The 18825-nt window shown below is 55.6% G+C and carries 15 protein-coding genes; 7 read left to right on the forward strand and 8 right to left on the reverse strand.

All coding sequences use genetic code 11. The annotated features are described in order from the left end of the window. Positions 1 to 43 precede the first annotated feature (43 nt). A complete protein-coding gene (locus ACQR3R_RS21075) occupies positions 44 to 1168 on the forward strand; it encodes an OpgC domain-containing protein (RefSeq protein ID WP_428274954.1) in 1125 nt (374 codons plus the stop codon). Positions 1169 to 1239: 71 nt separating this feature from the next. Here the strand turns inward: ACQR3R_RS21075 and ACQR3R_RS21080 are convergent, their stop codons facing one another. Continuing rightward, positions 1240 to 2661, reverse strand: coding sequence for an amino acid permease (locus tag ACQR3R_RS21080; protein ID WP_428274956.1), 1422 nt, complete (start codon positions 2659 to 2661; stop codon positions 1240 to 1242). A 532-nt stretch (positions 2662 to 3193) separates the two neighbouring features. Between ACQR3R_RS21080 and ACQR3R_RS21085 the strand changes: the two genes are divergently transcribed. Together ACQR3R_RS21085 and ACQR3R_RS21090 are read left to right on the forward strand one after the other, a co-directional pair. Further along, complete coding sequence (locus ACQR3R_RS21085) at positions 3194 to 3619, forward strand: REP-associated tyrosine transposase (RefSeq protein WP_428275384.1); 426 nt, start codon at positions 3194 to 3196, stop codon at positions 3617 to 3619. 155 nt (positions 3620 to 3774) lie between these two features. Then, the gene (locus tag ACQR3R_RS21090; protein ID WP_428274958.1) at positions 3775 to 6891 is read left to right on the forward strand and encodes a transglycosylase domain-containing protein; all 3117 of its coding nucleotides are present in this window, start codon (positions 3775 to 3777) and stop codon (positions 6889 to 6891) included. Positions 6892 to 7072: 181 nt separating this feature from the next. Here ACQR3R_RS21090 and ACQR3R_RS21095 read toward each other — a convergent pair whose 3' ends face one another. The 5 genes from ACQR3R_RS21095 to ACQR3R_RS21115 all read right to left on the reverse strand — a co-directional run bounded on the left by ACQR3R_RS21095 (position 7073) and on the right by ACQR3R_RS21115 (position 12973). After that, entirely contained in the window at positions 7073 to 8035 is a 963-nt protein-coding gene (locus ACQR3R_RS21095) for a hypothetical protein (RefSeq protein WP_428274960.1), read from the reverse strand. A 426-nt stretch (positions 8036 to 8461) separates the two neighbouring features. Next, positions 8462 to 8962, reverse strand: coding sequence for a CS1 type fimbrial major subunit (locus tag ACQR3R_RS21100; protein WP_428274962.1), 501 nt, complete (start codon positions 8960 to 8962; stop codon positions 8462 to 8464). A gap of 4 nt (positions 8963 to 8966) precedes the next feature. Beyond that, a complete protein-coding gene (locus tag ACQR3R_RS21105) occupies positions 8967 to 9707 on the reverse strand; it encodes a hypothetical protein (protein ID WP_428274964.1) in 741 nt (246 codons plus the stop codon). Positions 9708 to 9840: 133 nt separating this feature from the next. Further along, entirely contained in the window at positions 9841 to 12306 is a 2466-nt protein-coding gene (locus tag ACQR3R_RS21110; RefSeq protein ID WP_428274966.1) for a CS1-pili formation C-terminal domain-containing protein, read from the reverse strand. 172 nt (positions 12307 to 12478) lie between these two features. After that, a complete protein-coding gene (locus tag ACQR3R_RS21115; RefSeq protein ID WP_428274968.1) occupies positions 12479 to 12973 on the reverse strand; it encodes a CS1 type fimbrial major subunit in 495 nt (164 codons plus the stop codon). Between the two features lie 490 nt (positions 12974 to 13463). Between ACQR3R_RS21115 and ACQR3R_RS21120 the strand changes: the two genes are divergently transcribed. Continuing rightward, the gene (locus tag ACQR3R_RS21120) at positions 13464 to 14045 is read left to right on the forward strand and encodes a helix-turn-helix transcriptional regulator (protein WP_428274970.1); all 582 of its coding nucleotides are present in this window, start codon (positions 13464 to 13466) and stop codon (positions 14043 to 14045) included. Continuing rightward, positions 14042 to 14827 carry an SIP domain-containing protein gene (locus ACQR3R_RS21125; RefSeq protein WP_428274972.1) on the forward strand — a complete coding sequence of 262 codons (786 nt, stop codon included), beginning with the start codon at positions 14042 to 14044 and terminating at the stop codon, positions 14825 to 14827. The genes ACQR3R_RS21120 and ACQR3R_RS21125 overlap by 4 nt, the downstream gene beginning before the upstream one ends. A 132-nt stretch (positions 14828 to 14959) precedes the next feature. Here the strand turns inward: ACQR3R_RS21125 and ACQR3R_RS21130 are convergent, their stop codons facing one another. Beyond that, the gene (locus tag ACQR3R_RS21130; RefSeq protein ID WP_428274974.1) at positions 14960 to 15622 is read right to left on the reverse strand and encodes a Pr6Pr family membrane protein; all 663 of its coding nucleotides are present in this window, start codon (positions 15620 to 15622) and stop codon (positions 14960 to 14962) included. Between the two features lie 2 nt (positions 15623 to 15624). Further along, the gene (locus ACQR3R_RS21135; protein ID WP_428274976.1) at positions 15625 to 15855 is read right to left on the reverse strand and encodes a VF530 family DNA-binding protein; all 231 of its coding nucleotides are present in this window, start codon (positions 15853 to 15855) and stop codon (positions 15625 to 15627) included. A gap of 148 nt (positions 15856 to 16003) precedes the next feature. Here ACQR3R_RS21135 and ACQR3R_RS21140 point away from each other — a divergent pair, with 148 nt between their 5' ends. Beyond that, the gene (locus tag ACQR3R_RS21140; RefSeq protein WP_428274978.1) at positions 16004 to 16270 is read left to right on the forward strand and encodes a hypothetical protein; all 267 of its coding nucleotides are present in this window, start codon (positions 16004 to 16006) and stop codon (positions 16268 to 16270) included. Between the two features lie 74 nt (positions 16271 to 16344). Beyond that, entirely contained in the window at positions 16345 to 18756 is a 2412-nt protein-coding gene (locus tag ACQR3R_RS21145) for a membrane-bound PQQ-dependent dehydrogenase, glucose/quinate/shikimate family (protein WP_428274980.1), read from the forward strand. The last annotated feature ends 69 nt before the right edge of the window (positions 18757 to 18825 follow it).

An 18825-nucleotide genomic window follows, 5' to 3' on the forward strand; every position in this document is an offset into this window, starting at 1 on the left:
TGTTCGCCACTCCTATTCCTTACCCGTTTTAGAGCCCGTAGCCATGACGTCTGAACGCGATCAACGGATCGACTTTTTTCGAGGGCTGGCGCTGATCTTCATTTTCTGGGATCACGTGCCACATAACCCCCTCGGTCAAATCACCCTGCGTAACTTCGGCTTCAGCGATGCCGCGGAAATTTTCGTGTTCCTGGCGGGCTACGCGGCAGTGCTGGCGTACGGAAAAATCTACCGGCGAGACGGCTACCTGATTGCCTGCGTGAAGATAATGCGGCGCGCGTGGGTGCTGTATGTGGTGCATATTTTTCTGCTGGCGATGCTGATGGGTATCGTCTTCTTCGCCAACAGCCATGTAGAAACGCGCGACCTGGTCGAGGAAATGGGCCTGCATCACTTCATCACCAATCCCCAACAGGCGTTGACCGATGAATTGCTGTTGCGCTTCAAACCGAACCTGATGGACCCGCTACCGCTGTACATCGTGCTGTTGGCGGGTTTGCCGCTGGTGCTGCCGATGCTGGTGCACAAGGCGTGGGCGGTGGTGGCGGTATCGTTGACGGTGTACCTGCTGGCGCCACATTTCGGCTGGAATCTGTCGGCTATCAAGGATGGCGTGTGGTATTTCAACCCCGTGACCTGGCAATTGCTGTTTGTACTCGGGGGCGCGGCCGCCATTTACAGCCAGCGGCCGAAGTTGCCGGAAACCCGCCCTCTGCTGCGCCAGCCGTTGTTTGTCGGTGCAGCGCTTTACGTGCTGGCGGCCGGCGTGATTACCGTTTCGTGGCGCTGGCCTGAAATACACGACGCGGTGATGCCCGCCAGCCTGAGCAACCTGCTGTACCCGATCAGCAAGACCGATCTGTCACCGGTGCGGCTGCTGCACTTTCTGGCGCTGGCTTACGTCACCGCCAAGCTCTTGCCGAGCAGTGGCTGGACGCAAAACCGGCTGGCACAGGAATGCTGTCGGATGGGCCGTTACTCGCTGGAGGTGTTCTGTTTGGGCGTGCTGCTGGCGCCGCTGGCGGACATGGTCAACGCCATGACCGACGATGCGTTCGCCATGCAGATATTCACAGCATTGGTGGGCGCAGGTTTGATGGCATTGCTGGGCATCTGGCTCGATTTCAACAAACGCCTGACCCGGCCCGTTTCTACGGTAACGGCATAAAAACCAAACACTGAAAACACAAAAGCCCCGGCCAAATGGACCGGGGCTTTTGCGTTCAGGGCATCAAACCATCAAGAGACGGAACGCTGTGCATCCTGCGAAACGTTGGTCGGTTGCAGCTTGAACACGTAGAACAACACTGTCAGCAAGACCAGAAACGCCGGCCCTACATACAGTGCTACGCGGGTGTCAGGGAAATACGCCATCAGGCCGACCACCAGCACCAGGAACGCCAACGCCAGATAGGAGCTGACCGGGTACAGCCACATTTTGTACGTCAGGCCGGCACGTTCGCTGGCGCTCAGGCCCCTGCGGAATTTTAGCTGGGCCAGCAAAATCATTACCCAGGTCCAAATTGCGCCGAAGGTCGCAATGGCGGTTACCCAGACGAAGACTTTCTCGGGCACCAGGTAATTAAGCAGAACGCCCAGCAGCAACGCGCCAATCGACAACAGCAAGGCACGACGTGGCACACCGTTGCTGGAGGTTTTGGCGAAGCCGGCCGGAGCCTGACCGTTCTGTGCCAGGCTGTAGAGCATACGCCCGGTGCTGAAAATGCCACCGTTACAGGACGACAGCGCGGCGGTGATCACCACGAAGTTGATGATGCCTGCGGCAGTCTTGATGCCCAGACGCTCAAAAGTCATCACGAACGGACTGCCTTGGGTGCCGATTTCGTTCCACGGGTAGATCGACAGAATCACGAACAACGCGCCGACGTAGAACAGCAGAATCCGCCAGAATACCGAGCCGATTGCATTGGGGATGGTCTTTTGCGGGTTTTTGGCTTCACCTGCTGTCAGGCCGATCATCTCGACGCCGAGGTAGGCAAACATCACCATCTGCAGCGACATCAATATGCCTTGCACACCATTGGGCATGAAGCCGCCATGGGCCCAAAGATTGGAGATGCCCAGTGCTACGCCATCGTTACCGAAGCCGAACGCGATGACACCGATACCGCCGATGACCATCGCAATGATGGTGACGATTTTGATCAGGGCGAACCAGAATTCGAACTCACCGAACGCTTTTACCGCGATCAGGTTGATGGTGCCCATGCTGATCAATGCCGACAGTGCCCAGATCCAGCGTGGCACTTCGGGGAACCACACGCCCATGTACACGGCCACTGCAGTGATTTCCGCGACGCAGGTCACCAGCCACAGAAACCAGTAGTTCCAGCCTGTGAGAAAACCGGCCAATGGGCCCAGATAGTCTTGGGCATAACGGCTGAAGGAGCCGGCTACCGGGTTGTGCACGGCCATTTCGCCGAGGGCACGCATGATCACCAGGATCGCCAGACCACCGATAATGTAGGACAGCATGATTGCCGGGCCAGCCATCTCGATGGCCTTGGCCGAACCGAGAAACAGACCGACGCCGATACAGGCACCGAGCGCCATCAAGCGAATATGCCGTTCGCCGAGTTCGCGTTTAAGCGGGCCGCCCTGAGCGGTCTCGCCTTGGGGCAGATGATTGCCAACTGGCATAGAGATACAACCTCGTCTTGTTATTGGATATGACCACCGAGTGGTCAAGCGCTGGCCGATAAGCCATTGCTTGCCTGAAACCGACCCTGCTTCGTGGGCAGAACCGTCCTGCAGGACCAGGCCTCCAGGATCAGCGGGAGCGTGCATTACCTAACTTTGTAGGATTATTCCCAGCTAAAACGGCGCGGAGTATTGCACAGCATTGGTGCATCGTCATGCCCCTACCTAAGCCGCATTTACCCGAAGATGGCGCCACCGCTCATGGCAAATGAGCTGTTGTGGCGAGGGGATTTATCCCCGATGGGTGGCGCAGCCGCCCCAAAAAACTGACGACTGCTACGCAGCCGAACGGGGATAAATCCCCTCACCACACGTTCTTTTCCAAGCTGTTGGTCCTTCAACGAAACAGGAATTTTCGCTCAAACGTTTCAGACCCGGATAAAGCAGTTACCTCCTAGCCTTTAAGAGCCATCTGCCACTTATACAAGGATGTAATAGATTGAATAACCGACCAAATTCTCATCGCCTGCGATTGGGGCGACACTCCGAAATGGGTCGCGCTTATCTGATAACTGCCGTAATTCAGAATCGGCAGCCCATTTTTGCTGACTGGCGTTTGGGTCGCCTACTGGTCACAGAACTTCGACGAGCCCATGATTACGGGCAGGTGGATTCAATTGCCTGGGTGGTCATGCCGGACCATTTTCATTGGCTGATGCAATTGCAAAATAGCGACCTGGCGGGTGTTATCGGCGCAACCAAAGCCCGCTGTACCCAGGCGGTGAACAACATGACCCGCCGTAGCGGTCCGCTCTGGCAAACCGGCTACCACGACAAAGCAATCCGTGATGGCGAGGATCTACTGCCTTTTGCCCGGTACATCGTTGCCAACCCATTGCGTGCCAGGCTTGTGGAGAAAGTCGGTGATTACCCGCTCTGGGACGCCTGCTGGCTATAAAAACGAACATTGCCCTGCTCGCTATCGGCCTTCGTGGTGAGCGGATGAATACCCCTCATCACAAAATTTGTGTGTTCACAATTTTTTCACCAATGCCAACCACCGTCTAAGCTTCAGACAAGTCAGATCAATCTGCGTGAATGGATCAATCGACTATGGGCGTTTTGTGGCAGACCGACTCGAGTAAACCTGTGGTCCCGACTGAACGTGTGGATGAAGCGCCTATACCTGAAAAACCCCGTCGCAGCCGCATCAAGCACGGGTGGAAAGCTTTTTGGTTGTTGCTGGTGATTATCGTGATTGCTCTGGGGCTGGCCGCTACCCGAGAAATGCGCACCTCGAAGTTTCAATCACGTGAAGTCAGCAAATTCGCTGCGTCGCTCAAATATGACCTGCAGCCAGGCCCTAGTGACGCTATTCACTATCCCGGCGCAGGACCTTTCGATATGCGCCTGGGTTACAGCGCTATTGGCGAATTCCTGCCCAGGTTGCTCAAGCGCGACTACGTCATTGCCTCGCAGACACGCTTTTCCCCGGCACTGATGGACTACACCCGTAGAGGATTTTTCGTGCCCTACGCCGAAAAAATCCAGGCCGGCCTGTCGATCACCGATTGCAGCGCGTCGCCGCTGTACCAGTACAACTACCCACAACAGCTCTATTCAAGCTTCGACGCGATCCCGCCAGTGGTGGTGAACAGTCTGTTGTTCATCGAAAACCGCTTCCTGCTCGACCCAAAACAACCCCTTGCCAACCCGGCCGTGGATTGGCCGAGGTTCGGAATGGCGGCGTGGTCTCAGGTAGCAAAATTGCTGCACATGCCCGGCCAGTCAGCAGGCGGCAGCACGTTGGCAACGCAGCTTGAGAAGTACCGGCACTCGCCGGATGGCTTGACCGTCTCGGGTTCGGAAAAAATTCGGCAGATGATTTCAGCCAGTGTGCGGGCCTATCAGGATGGACCGGACACCCTTGAGTCCCGTAAAAACGTAGTGCGTGACTATCTCAACAGTGTGCCGCTGTCCGCGGTGCCGGGTCATGGTGAAGTGCATGGCATGGCCGAAGGGTTGCGTGTCTGGTACGGCGCCGATTTCAACAAGGCCAACGAACGGCTGGCAAGTACCGCAACCGACCCAAAAAGCCTGGCGGAAAAAGGCCTGGCACTGCGGGAGATGCTGTCCTTGATGATTGCCCAGCGCCGCCCTTCTCACTACCTGACCAAAGGTCATGACGAACTCGCCGACCTCACCGACAGCCACATTCGCCTGTTGGCGCAGAACAATGTTATCGATGCCCCACTGGCGACGGCGGCGCTGGCCAGCAAAGTCACCTATCGCGATTGGCAAACCCAACCGACCATCCAACCGATCGAAACCAATAAAGGCATCAGCGTGGCGCGCAGTCGGCTTGGCGGGCTGCTCAATCGACCGCTTTACGACCTTGACCGTCTGGACCTTTCCGCCACCAGCACCTTGCAAGGCGAGTTGCAAACGCAAGCCACCGAATACCTGAAAGAGCTGGCGGACCCGGCATTCGCTGCAAAAATCGGACTGATTGGCGAGCGTTTGCTGACGCCCACCAGTACCACCCAAGTGCGCTACAGCTTCACCCTGTTCGAGCTGACCCCGGACGGTTCGCGCGTGCGGGTCCAGACAGACAGCACTGATCAGCCGTTCGACATCAATGAAGGCAGTAAGCTGGAATTGGGCTCGACCGCCAAAATGCGCGTGCTCACTACTTACTTGCAGATCATCTCGGAACTGCACGATAAATACGCCGGCATGAGCATTCCCGAATTGAAGAAGGTCGAGGTGCCTGACCAGGATCGCTTGAGTCGTTGGGCCATCGATTACCTGATCCAGAACAAGGATCGCAATCTGCAGGCGATGCTCGGCGCCGCACTTGACCGCAAATACTCCGCCAGCCCCGGCGAAGCCTTTTTTACCGGTGGCGGGTTGCATGTGTTCCACAACTTTCGCAATGAAGACAATGGACGCATGCCAACCCTGCGTGATGCTTTGCGGGAGTCGATCAACCTGCCGTTTATTCGATTGATGCGCGACCTGGTGCGCTACACCACTTACTCCGGCCCCAACAACAGTGCCGAATTGCTCAAGGACGATCGCGATCCAAGGCGTCAGGAATACCTGGCCTCGTTTGCCGATCGCGAAGGCACTTCGTTTTTGCTGAGGTTCTGGAAAAAGTACAAAAACAAAGACACACAGGCACGCCTTGAAACATTCCTCGACAGCATGCGCCCGACACCGATTCGCATGGCGGCTGTGCACCGCTATCTGCTGCCACGTGCCGACCAGGAAACGTTCAACACCTTTGTCCGGTCGCACCTCAAAGGCGCCAAACTGACTGAAAAACTGACCGACGAGCGCCTGCAAAAACTCTACGAAAACTACAGCCCCGGCGCCTACGATTTGCCCGATCAGGGCTTTATCGCCAAGGTTCACCCATTGGATTTGTGGCTGATGGGCTACCTGCTCAACAACCCCGACGCCAAGTGGGGCCAGATCGTCAAAGCCAGCCAGTTTGAACGTCAGGAAGTCTACAGCTGGCTGTTCAAAAGCCGCCACAAGGGTGCACGCGACAGCCGAATCCGCACCATGCTCGAGATTGAAGCCTTCCTCGATATCCACCAGCGCTGGCAAAAAGTCGGTTACCCGTTCGACCACTTGGTGCCGTCGCTTGCCACCGCTATCGGCAGTTCCGGCGACCGACCTGCGGCGCTGGCGGAGCTGATCGGCACCATCCTCAATGACGGTGTGCGGATGCCCACATTACGTATCGACAGCCTGCACTTCGCGGCGAATACGCCGTACGAAACCAAACTGACCAATGACCCGGATGTCGGCAAACGCGTGATGCCTTCAGAGGTGGCCACAGCGATGCGTGAAGCGCTGTCACAAGTGGTGGATGCCGGCACCGCGAAACGTGTGTCCGGCAGCTTCAAACTACCGGATGGCACGCCGCTGGCGATGGGCGGCAAAACAGGTACTGGGGATAACCGCATTGAAGCGATCGGTTCCGGCGGGCGAATTCTCAGCTCCAAATCGATCAACCGCACGGCCACGTTCGTGTTTTACATCGGCGATCATCACTTCGGGACGCTGACCGCCTTCGTGCCCGGCCGATCAGCTGAAGCCTTCAAGTTCACCTCGGCGCTACCGGTGCAAGTACTCAAAGGCATGGCGCCGATTCTGACACCCTACCTGCAACCCGGAAGCCATACGCAATGCTTGCCTGCCTCGGTAGCACAGCGCTGAGCCGAACTGTGCTACTCAAGTATTTTAGACATTGATAGTCGCCCTGCAGAACAGCGTTCGAATGGACGTAATTCACGCTTTTACTTTAAGCAGTCGAGCACAGGCTGAAGCCCTCTCGGGACGTTAACCCGTGAGTCATTGAAGAGAGCTGAACAATAAATGATTGCCAGCGGTGGGCGCATTAGCCCACTTCCGAATCCCAGATAACCGTCACGGTTGCTGAATACTCTCGACGCTCCCCAGGGCTTATCATTTCGGCGACCTGGTCAGGTTCTATTTCAAAATGCAATGTTCCAGGTTTTCTATCCACATAGAAGCCGGGATGAAATACCTCCCCCTCCGTCACCTTTAATCGGCGCCGATTGACGGATTGACCGTCCGCATCGGTGAGGCCATTTGGCAACGTTACGCTAATATTCAACTTAGCCGACCGGGACGGATTTTCTACATTGCAAGTGTTATTCGACACATTGTAGCTACTGCAATCGAGCGTCATTTTGAAACGCGAACTCGCGGAGATATTAAAAGTCTGGTCTTTGAACAATCGTGTTGGCTTTCTACCGTGAGTCAACCACGATTGCCAGCCTCCTTGCGGCTCCAATTCAACGCGATTGCCACCCGGTGGCACGTCGACTTTCAAGGTGTGTTGAACGTCCAGCGTAAAATTGAATGTTATTCCGTCGTCCATTGACTTGATATTGTCTCCAAGGTCAATGTCCCCCGGCCCGAACATGTATTTTATATTACCTTTATAAATACCCGTCGCCATCGTCAAAGGGCTGGGCGTACGTAACTCGTAGCCAATGTCCATGGCTACGTATTGTAAAAATGGAATATCAAACCTTGCTTGCTTCGCACACACTTCATCACTGGGAGGAACATAGAATAAAAAACTGTAAATATATGATGTGACACCGCTGTAACTGGCAGGTTTGCATGCCCCTGCACCCTCTCCCCAAGCCTGCCCAACCCATAATGCATTCCATGCCGCCGACGCTTGATGGTCCGGCATGCCGACCAGGTCTTGCACCGCAGTACCGCCGAGTTGATGCGTTACCCCTATCGCTGCAATCCGCACTTCCAACTGTTCAATTTCGTTGGTTATAACATTAGTTACCGAGAAAGAACGCCATTGCCCTGGCACTCCCAGGAATGCTCCCTGCCGTGGGCTCGGATGATAGGCACTTATCGGAGACTGCGCTGCAAAATTCGAAGTGATACGAAAACCTACAATATTAAGATCTCCGCACTGTGTCGGATAATAGAAACAGTAACCACTTTGCAGCGTTGTGTTTACAACGTCTTTTTCATTGGGTTAGCGGGATCCGGCTTAAAGACTGCCGAAGCCTCAAGTTCGAACGCATTCGCTGTCATCGAGACAAACAGCGTCATCGAACAAAATAATAAAATCGTCATTCTAATCTGCTGGAGCAATAAACTGGTTTTCACCCTAAACCTCTTAATTAATACACGCGCACTTCAGAGCCCATGCAATGGTTACGGCTGCTGTGACACACCTATCTTTATCAACTATTAACTCGACTAAACGGCCGACCCTGTCGCTAGAAGCTCACGCACCCGGCATAACAGCTTCAAACATGATATTGACACTGCCGAAATAATTCCCCGGCTTGTAAACCCCATCCAAGGGCGGAAAGGGCAAAATCTCCAATAAAACGCGTTTTCCGTGGGCTGCTTCGCTTGATGAAACTACTGAGGTATTTTCTGCCTCGCTCAGCAACTGACCATTAAATGTTACCCGCAAACCAACATCATCCGCATCGTTGCCATTTGACAAGTAAGGTCGCGCCAGTAACCTCGCGTCGATAGAGCCAGCTTCATTCTTCACATCAAAAAATTTACGCAAACCGCCCAACGTCGACGTTGTCAGGCTCCACGTTAACCGCTGTTCCCGGTGAATCCAGTTCGGGTCCGCCGGGATGACATAAAAGGCTTGCGTCGGGATGGTCACGTACACTTCAAACGTATGCTTTTCTAGCGCGGCAAACGTCAACGTGTTTGCACAAAGCACAGCGCTAAATAACAGAACATGCATTAGCTTGTTGAGCATTCCGTTACCCCTTCACATTCATTTTTTTGCTTGTTTCACCTTCAACCAGGCTGAAGCTGTACTGTCGTCCAGCCTGTTTTTCAAATGAGAAGGACCGTCCTTCAAGGATGTGGCTTTTAGTGACAGGTTGACATTCATTTTCATTGCTGGCCGAACAATCACGAAATTCATCGATCACCACCACCGTATTGCCATTATTATTAATGCGATAGTTACCTGCCTGGTCCTCGATGACGCTGTTAAAAAGTGAATTCTTGGGCCTTACAAAAAATACCGCGCCATAACCCGCCAACACGGTTACCCCGGCAGATAACTGCTTTTTGTAGGCTTCACGCTCCTCAATGGAAACGGCAAACTCATCCTCTTTCTCCGGCACTACCGGGATGAAACGCACTCGAAAGTAGCGTTCTCGGTCACGTTCCCCCATAAATAAAAGACGTGTCCCTTGCATCGCATTAGCTGGAACGATCAAGCGTGCCGGGCTCGCCATCAAGCCGTCACGGGAATTGCCGTTATCTGCGGCTTTAACTGGCACTTCCTGCGAAGTGCCATCTGCCGCGTACAGTATTTCCAGGATATTGACTTTAACGAACGCAGTGCTGTCGCCACCGTTGAACACGCGTTTCAGGAAGGTACTTTTATCGCCGTCCATATAGTCATAAACAGTGCCTATATTGATATTGGGACCGGCATGAGCCAATTGAGCCGAAACACACAACAAACACAGCAGCAATACCCGTTTCATATTAAATAAACCCCATAAAATAATGCATCGACACACCGCCTGCTAAACATCAAAACCGCACACGATCGTCACCAAAAAAGGTAATGTCGTTCTCTCCGCAACTGCCCGCACACTGTTTTAGAACGCGTTCTCTTCACGACGCTGGCGCCGATTTAATATTCACGTCTGCCAACGTATCCGGCGTGCATCGCAAATCACCGATCATTAACACGTTGTTTTCCGTTTGCCCCTTGTCCGTATCCAGACGGAACTGGCACAGCAATTGGCTGCCATGCCGCACTTCCAGGGTCGGTGAGCTCGCGTTCATTTCCATTGAGAAAAATCCGTCCACTTCACTCACACCGCGACTGGCGTGATTGATGATGTGGTGCCCTTTAAGTGGATTGCCCTGGGGATCGACCAAGCGGCCAAGCACGGTGAGCGTTTTCATCACACGGATCTGGTGATATTCCACGCCGCCCTTGTTCAGGTGATAACTGGAACGGGCGGGACGGATCGTCGCGGCGGGGACGTGAGTGCCCTCGAAATCGAAACTGACGGAACTGCTCTTGTACGCGGTGATTGGCACAAAATTTCGCCCTGGCCGCAACATTGTGCTGCCGCCGCTCAAATCGTCAGCACGCAGCGCAATGCCCTCGATATCTGACTCGACATCGACAATCATGCCGGAGCCGTCACGGTGGTATTGGCTGGTCATGACTATCTTCTGGCCGCCGACAGCGACGGTGCTGTCCAGATTCAATCCGCCAGTGAGAGAGTTGTTATAGGACGACCGCTGGATGAACCCGTCGCCATTGACCAGATCGGAACTCATGCTCGCTATCGCACTCATCCCGACGCCATACGTATCAGTAGTTGCCGTCGCGGAAACGCTTTGCAGCAAATGGTTTTGAAGTGTTTTGCTGTAAGAGATGGATGCGTTGTTATCGCGGCTGCCATCACGTGCGGTGCGGGTGCCGACGCTGGCACTGAGCTGTTCGCCGGGACCGCCCAGCGCCAGGTTCAGATTTAAATCGATGCCACGATTGCGACTGTCGCCAGCACTGAAACTGCCCGGCCTGTCGAACACTGATAAACGCCAGTTGGCCTCGTTGCCAAACAGTTGAGAGCGTCGTGTCCATCCCAGGTCCAGCGAAATGCCTTCGGTATTGCCCTCGCTGTGTGAGACACGGGTGCTCACCGAATTTTTGCTGTCGAGCCGATGATTGACGGACAATGACGAGTTGCTGGTTTGCCCCACAAACACTTGGCGTTGCCGCACCCGCGTGCCATCCGGCAGGGTGTCATAGAGCTTGGTGGTGTCGAGCCAGCTGCGGTTGTGGCTGGCGACAATACTGCCACTGCCGTAGGAGTAAAGCCCCTGTAAGTCCAGGCCTGTGCCGTAGTCCCGGGTTTGATAAACGTTGGCGAAGACGCTTGCGTTATCGACGATTGCCCAGTCGGCAGAGGTACCGTATTGCAATGAGTCTTGCACCTGGCGGCCGGTCATACCGAGGATCAATCGCGGGTGCAGCAAATAATTGAACGCTGCACCCGCGGTCATTTCGTCAGAACCCTGCTCTTGCCAGTTGCTGAGTAATTTGCTCTCGCGCCCGGCGAACACGTTGTAGCGCCAGCGCTCGTCATGGTTGCCCCAATTACTGGGTTTATAGACCAGCTCCTGAGCACTGGAAGTGATCTGACCGTCTTCGATCAACCGCACTTCCACTTCGTAGATCCCACCGGGCAGCGAGCGCGTATCCAGTGTCTGTAACCCGGCGGGCATCGCCTGAGTATTGATCAACAAGCCGTTGCGGTAGATCTCCACCGAGGCCAGGCGATTGGCCGTGACATAAATCGGATAGATCGCCGGTTTCGGACTATTGATAGCCAAGCTGTCGGAACTGCCGTACATCAGGCCCAATGCCGTGTCGGGGCTGGCGCCGAATGTGCGAGGCTGACGGGCCAGCCCTTCCGAGGTTGGAGTGAAATAACCCAGGCGCAGAAAGTTGCCTTGCAACTCGCGCTGGGTATAGAGCTCGTGCACAGCGTGGTAGAGCTGGTTGTCCATACCGCCAATTCGCGACAGCTGCACATTGACCGCTTGGGTCCAGTTGCCCAGGCTGCTGCTGGCTTCCAGTCCGTAACGCCCACCAAGTTCCTGGTTCTGGCCGCCGTTGATGTTCAACTGGTTGCGCACAATGAGCCCCGTACTGCCACCCTCGGGCAACGTGTAGAAGCGTTGTTCCTGATCGTCGCGTTCGGCGTTTTCGGTAAGAATCGAGACCAGTGAGTTTTCGAGGCTGTAATGCACTGCCAACAGTTGCTGAGGGCATTTTGACTGGCAACTGCCAAGGGCAATGCCTTGTTTTAAATAATTCGCCCACACTTCGCGTTCACTGGGCAAGATTCTGCTGTCACCAACATCGTTGAAGCTCAAGAGTGAGAGGCGGTCATCGTGGGTTAATACAACCATTGCCTCACCCAGAAACTGCTGATCAAGTTCTACGCGTACAGCCAGCGGTACATCAAAAAAATGCTCCTCGAAATCCGCCGGCAAGCCTTTTGCCTGAGCCAGCAAACTTCGTGGCGTCGTGCCATTCTCCGCGGGAGCAGCCAAGGCATTAGCACAAAAAAATAAGGCAAGCGCCGTCGCGATGGGCGTCATCGGGAACATGAACGAAGTTCTCTAATAATAAATACTGTAAACCCGATCGATGGAAAAAATGCCCCATCAATCGGTGATCGTTAATAAATAAGGACTAACCGTTACTTATAACTTAATGGTGTGATCAAGGCGCAGTGCGAATCAGCGCATCAAACACTACAACCGGCGTCGCGGAATACAGACCGGTTTGTTCAAGACCAGGCTTGGTCGCGGTGATCACCAGGTCAGCTCGCATGCCGCCATTCGATTCAGCGTCGCCCACAACTTCTTGCGAAACGCCTGTCAACGTCGTGCCGTTAAAGGCGTAAGTCAACGTAATATTTTGAGTAACATTACCGTTAAACAATGGCGCGGGGCCGCCTTCGACGTAAGCGGCTACTGCGCCGGTAGTATTGCGAATATCAAAAGTGCCACGAACTTCCGACAACGTACCGTTCGCGATGCTGTACTGCATTTTTTCGGACTTACCGAACTCTTTGTCCACAGGCTGGGCATGGAATGCGGTAGTTGGGATATCAGCGGTGATATTGATGGAAGTGCTGGCGCTTTCCGCGAGCGCTGCCGAAGTGTTCAATGCCAGTAGAGCCATTGGAACGCCGATTACAAACTTCTTGAACATTTTGACTACCTGTCTATTTAGAAGGATCGAACGGAAGAAGCCATTAAAATGAGCCCCCATAAATAGTGGCCATTTAGCTCCCTCCAACGCCGACGCATCATCGGCCAATTCTTCGATAAAGTAAGTCCGAAAAGTCCTTAGGTAATGTAGTAAAAACAAACTACGAACTGTAGGAAAAATACCGAAAAACCATCACTAATGCTTCGAACCTTCAGAAAAATACTACACACAATCTTATATAAAAAAAGATACAGCCAGACCTCGACATTACTTATAAAGCAAAAAACTACGCCCTCTAGTAATTAGTTTAGAGACTCTAAAGTAGCAACGTCTTCGACTCGGCTCAGTGGTCAGGATTTTTCCTTACCGGCTGCCAGCGTGGCTTGCCATAGATGCTCAGCCTGACAGATGACCGTTCGTCCGGAGCCGTTGCCTTGTCGATAAGATATATCTTAAGTTGTATCTAACAACGACAGAGAGAAGGAAAAAAATGAGAGACCATCATTCCCACCCACACCACCGTGAACACGGCGACGGCCGCGACGGCTTTGAGAAACGTCCCGGTCGCGAGCGCGGCGGTCGAGGCCCTCGGGTCTTCGCCCCCGGCGACTTGAAGTTGCTGCTGCTGGCGTTGATCGCCGAGCAGCCCTGCCACGGTTATGACCTTATCCGCCAGATCGAAGGCATGTTCGACGGTGCTTACAGCCCAAGCCCCGGCGTGATCTACCCGACACTGACCTTTCTTGAAGAAAGCGAAATGATCCAGGGCGATGCTGAAGGCGGCAAAAAACGCTACAGCGTGACCGACGCCGGGCGTTCGTCCTTGAGCGAGCAGGCGATTGCGCTGGAGGGTGTGCGGATGCGCATCGACGTTAGCAAGCGCTCGCTACGCGGCCATGATCGTCCGGCCGAGATTCATGAGGCTGTGCATAACTTGCGTCACGCGTTGCAAATGCATCACGGTCGCTGGGGCCCGGAAGAAATCCTGCGCGTTGCCGCCCTGCTGAATAACACCGCCAAAGCCATCGTTGACGGCCCCGCCGTTCAACCTGCACAGGAGAAATCCGAATGACTGCAGTCGATACTCAAACCATTCACCGCGTCACGCATGAAATCAAACGGCGGCGGCTGCAGGTGTTGCGCGTGGTTGACCTGCCACCGCGCATGCGCCGTATCACGCTCGGTGGCCCCGATCTGGCGGGTTTTATCAGCCTGGGGACCGATGATCACGTCAAGCTGCTGTTCCCGCAGAACGCGGCGCAACAGGCAGCGCTGGAGACCCTGGTACTCGGCGCCGGCAAGGACAACGGCCCGATGCCGGCGATGCGCGATTACACGCCACGTCGCTATGACCTGAATGCGCTGGAACTGGACATCGACTTCGTGCTGCACGGCGATGGTCCTGCCTCAACCTGGGCCGAACACGCTGAACCTGGCCAGTACCTGCACATTGGCGGGCCACGTGGTTCGATGATCGTGCCGGACATCTTCGACAGCTACCTGCTGATCGGTGACGAGACCGCCATCCCCGCCATTGCCCGACGCCTGGAAGGCCTGGCCGCCACTCGCCGCGCGCTGGTGATCATCGAAGTGGAGAACGGCGCCGAACAGCAGAAGCTCGAGAGTGATGCGCAGGTCAACGTGATTTGGGTATTGCGCGACGGTGGCAAAGACAACTTGCTGCAGGCCGTGAAACAGCTAGAAGTGCCCAGCGGCAATCTGTATGCCTGGGTGGCTACCGAGAGCAAAGTGTCACGGCAGATTCGTCGGGTTTTGCTCGATGAACACGGGCTGAATGATCAGTTTGTCAAAGCGGCCGGCTACTGGCGGCTGGATGACAGCGACGAAGAGTGACTGCCTTAAAGTCCTCATCGCGAGCACGCTCGCTCCCACAGTTCGATCGGCGAAGTCCACCCTTTCAGTGTTCACAGCCAATCCCCGTGGGAGCGAGCTGCTCGCGATGGCGATGCTAAAAACACTGAAAATTCAAACCGTGCCTGTTCGCCCTCGCCACCGATCCAGGGCGATCACCACCCACCCAATCACGATAAAACCTGCCAGCAATCCGCACGCGTTCACAAACACCTGTGGATAACCCAGCGTGTCGACATCAATGAACGGGTAGGGATAAACCGCCAGCAAATGGCCTCGCAGCAGTAAATAGGCGAAGTACAGCAGCGGATAGATGACCCACAGCGCCAGGTGTTTCAGGCGCAATGTGCCCTTCGGTACGCAAAGCCACCACCACGCCAAAAACAGCAACGGCACGATGTCGTGCAACAACTCGTCAGCGACAAACTGCCAACCTTCGGGATGCCACAGGTGGCGCAACAAAACGTTGTACGCCAGGCTGACCACGGCAATGCTCACCGCGACGCCACTGCTGACCCCAGGCTGCAAAAACCAGCGTCGAGCCACCGACTCGCGATGGCTCAGCTCACAGGTCAGCACCGTTGCCACCAGCGTATTGCCGAGCACCGTGAAGTAGCTGAAGAAACTCACCAGACCGCCGATCAGGCTGGCGCCGAGTGTCCAGCGCGAATAAAAAATCAGGTACAGCTGAATGCTCAGTCCGGCCCAGCCCAAAAACGCCGCCAAGGCTACCAAACGGGTTCGCACGCCAGACGTTGGAGCGGCCTGGGTGTTCATGTTCAGAGCGGTCGCTTGGTGCGCATCAACTTGACGTACAAGTGCTCGACCTTCTCCCGCGCCCAAGGTGTTTTACGCAAAAACGTCAGGCTCGACTTGATGCTCGGATCGCTCTTGAAACAACGGATATCGATGCGCTCGGCGAGCCCCGACCATTGGTAATGCTCAACCAGAGCATTAAGGATTTGCTCGAGCGTTACGCCGTGCAGCGGGTTGTTGTTGTGTTCGGTCATGCCGGGCCTTCGAGCGGTGAAAAGTTGGGAAGGCGCGCACCTTAGCCGAGCGCTTCGCTGGGGGAAAGCAATCTGTGTGCTGTGCGGTAAATGTAGGCCAACCGGACACGTTTGCCGCCCGGCACTGTTACCGAATCAACAAAAATTCATGTCAGTAAAAGCACTTTTTCTATTTGTAACAGAACATTATCCTTACGCAACCCAAGCTGAAACGTTTCCGCCAACAGCTTCGATGCCGCTTCAGCCCGCGCCACCCGATTACACCCTCGTTTCAGGTCTTCATGAAAAACCCGTGGCGGCGAGCCTGTTCGCGATGGCGATCTATCAGTCAATTCCGAGCCTGAATGTTGAGCAGCCATCGCAAGCGGGTTCGCGCCCACAACACCGCTCTGACAACTTTCACTTTTCTTACTGAACCATGCCTGTGCCAGATCGTCATCTACAGTGAACTTGCGCGGGACTACTTAAAACGTCACGGAGAACCACACTATGAGCACTGATGGTGCTTTGAGTCGAAGCCGTCTACTGCCGAACCTGCTCGGCATTCTGCTTCTGCTAATGGGCCTGGCCATGCTGGCCGGCGGGATCAAGCTGAGTATGCTTGGCGGCTCGCTGTATTACTTGCTGGCCGGTATCGGCTTGGCGCTGACGGGCGTGCTGTTGATCGCCGCTCGCCGAGCAGCGCTCGGCCTATATGCATTGGTGCTGTTTGCCAGTACGGTCTGGGCCCTGTGGGAAGTAGGCCTGGATTGGTGGCAACTGGTGCCGCGTCTGGCGCTATTGTTCGCGCTGGGCATCGTGATGTTGCTGCCGTGGTTCCGCCGTCCGCTGTTGCTCACCGGCGCTGCGCCGATGGGCACCGGCGCGTTGAGCGTGGCGGTGGTGTTGGCTGGTGCCGCGGCATTGGCCAGCCAGTTCACCAACCCCGGTGAGATCAAGGGTCAACTGGACCGCGACAGCGTTCCGGGCATGACCAACACCGCGCCAGCGATGGCTGACGGTGACTGGAACTCCTACGGGCGCAGCGCGCATGGCGACCGTTACTCGCCACTGGCGCAGATCACCCCAGAAAACGCGCACAAACTGGTTCCGGCCTGGACCTATCGCACTGGCGACATTCCTGGGCCTAACGACCCGGGTGAAACCACTGCCGAGAACACCCCGTTGAAGGTCAACGGCATGCTTTATGTGTGCACGCCGCACAGCCAGGTGATTGCGCTCGACCCAGACACCGGCAAGGAAATCTGGCGCTTCGACCCGAAAATCAGCACCCAGAACGCCGCCAACTTCAAAGGTTGGGCGCACATGACGTGCCGTGGCGTGTCGTATCACGATGACGCTGTTTACGCCTCCGAGCAGAGCCCTACCGGTAGCGCCAGCGCTGCCGTTGAAAGCAACGCCTGCCCGCGTCGCCTGTTCCTGCCGACTGCCGACACGCGTCTGATTGCGCTGAACGCCGACACCGGCAAGATGTGCGAAGACTTCGGTGACAAAGGTCAAGTCGACCTGCGCGCCAATATCGGCACGTTCGCACCGGGCGGTTACTACTCCACTTCGCCGCCAGCGGTGACTAAAAACCTGGTAGTGATTGGTGGCCACGTCACCGATAACGTCTCCACCGATGAGCCTAGCGGCGTGATCCGCGCGTTCGACGTGCACACCGGCAAACTGGTGTGGAACTGGGACAGTGGCAACCCGGACGACACCACGCCGATTGCCGAAGGCAAGACCTACACCCGCAACTCGCCGAACATGTGGTCGATGTTTGCGGTCGACGAAAAACTCGGCATGTTGTACCTGCCGATGGGTAACCAGATGCCCGACCAGTACGGCGGCGACCGTACTGCGGACTCTGAAAAATACAGCGCAGGCCTGACGGCGCTGGACATCGACAGCGGTCACGTGAAGTGGACTTTCCAGTTTACTCACCATGACTTGTGGGACATGGACGTGGGTGGTCAGCCAACCCTCATGGACATGAAAACCAGCGAAGGCGTGAAACCTGCCGTGCTGGCGTCGACCAAGCAAGGCAGCATCTACGTGCTGGATCGCAGCACTGGCAAGCCGATTGTGCCGATCAACGAAGTGCCGGTTCCGCAAGGTGCTGTCGCGGGTGATCACACGTCGCCGACCCAACCCAAGTCCGACCTGAACTTCATGCCGCCGCCGCTCAAAGAGCGCGACATGTGGGGCGTGACGCCGTTCGATCAACTGATCTGCCGCATCGATTTCAAATCCTTGCGCTACGACGGTCCGTTCACGCCGCCATCGCTGCAAGGTTCGATTGTTTATCCGGGTAACTTCGGTGTATTCGACTGGGGCGGTATCTCGGTTGATCCGGTACGCCAGATTGCTTTCGTCAACCCAAGCTACATGGCGTTCAGATCGAAACTGATCCCGGCCGCCGAAATCGCCAAGCAAGGGCCGCGCGTCAGTGAAACCGAAGGTGTGCAGCCAAACAAAGGCGCGCCTTATGGCGTGATCCTCGAAGCACTGCTGTCGCCAATGGGCCTGCCGTGCCAAGCGCCAGCGTGGGGTTATGTGGCCGCGGTTGACCTGACCACTCACAAAACCATCTGGATGCACAAAAACGGTACCGTGCGCGATAGCTCGCCGGTTCCGATTCCGCTGACCATGGGCGTTCCGAGCCTGGGCGGTACGTTCACCACGGCCAGTGGCGTTGCGTTCCTGAGCGCCACCCTGGACCAGTATCTGCGCGCCTATGACGTCAAGAACGGCAAGCAGCTGTGGGAAGGTCGCCTGCCAGCAGGCGCACAAACCACACCGATGACCTACACCGGCAAGGACGGCAAGCAATACGTGCTCGTCATGGCCGGCGGTCACGGCTCGCTGGGCACCAAGCAAGGTGACTATGTGCTGGCGTACAAACTGTCCGAGTAAGCATTAGCGGCGGTTGAACGAAAGGCGACTCCTGTGAGGGAGTCGCCTTTTTTTGTGCCTGCTGACGCC

The sequence above is a fragment of the Gordonia sp. IEGM753 genome, assembly GCF_050321825.1.
Classification (GTDB): domain Bacteria; phylum Pseudomonadota; class Gammaproteobacteria; order Pseudomonadales; family Pseudomonadaceae; genus Aquipseudomonas.

Bases quoted from the DNA above. Each gene is read 5' to 3' on its own strand.
- ACQR3R_RS21075 (WP_428274954.1), top strand. From the start codon at position 44: ATGACGTCTGAACGCGATCAACGGATCGACTTTTTTCGAGGGCTGGCG.
- ACQR3R_RS21080 (WP_428274956.1), bottom strand. From the start codon at position 2,661: ATGCCAGTTGGCAATCATCTGCCCCAAGGCGAGACCGCTCAGGGCGGC.
- ACQR3R_RS21090 (WP_428274958.1), top strand. From the start codon at position 3,775: ATGGGCGTTTTGTGGCAGACCGACTCGAGTAAACCTGTGGTCCCGACT.
- ACQR3R_RS21100 (WP_428274962.1), bottom strand. From the start codon at position 8,962: ATGCTCAACAAGCTAATGCATGTTCTGTTATTTAGCGCTGTGCTTTGT.
- ACQR3R_RS21105 (WP_428274964.1), bottom strand. From the start codon at position 9,707: ATGAAACGGGTATTGCTGCTGTGTTTGTTGTGTGTTTCGGCTCAATTG.
- ACQR3R_RS21115 (WP_428274968.1), bottom strand. From the start codon at position 12,973: ATGTTCAAGAAGTTTGTAATCGGCGTTCCAATGGCTCTACTGGCATTG.
- ACQR3R_RS21120 (WP_428274970.1), top strand. From the start codon at position 13,464: ATGAGAGACCATCATTCCCACCCACACCACCGTGAACACGGCGACGGC.
- ACQR3R_RS21125 (WP_428274972.1), top strand. From the start codon at position 14,042: ATGACTGCAGTCGATACTCAAACCATTCACCGCGTCACGCATGAAATC.
- ACQR3R_RS21130 (WP_428274974.1), bottom strand. From the start codon at position 15,622: ATGAACACCCAGGCCGCTCCAACGTCTGGCGTGCGAACCCGTTTGGTA.
- ACQR3R_RS21135 (WP_428274976.1), bottom strand. From the start codon at position 15,855: ATGACCGAACACAACAACAACCCGCTGCACGGCGTAACGCTCGAGCAA.
- ACQR3R_RS21140 (WP_428274978.1), top strand. From the start codon at position 16,004: ATGTCAGTAAAAGCACTTTTTCTATTTGTAACAGAACATTATCCTTAC.
- ACQR3R_RS21145 (WP_428274980.1), top strand. From the start codon at position 16,345: ATGAGCACTGATGGTGCTTTGAGTCGAAGCCGTCTACTGCCGAACCTG.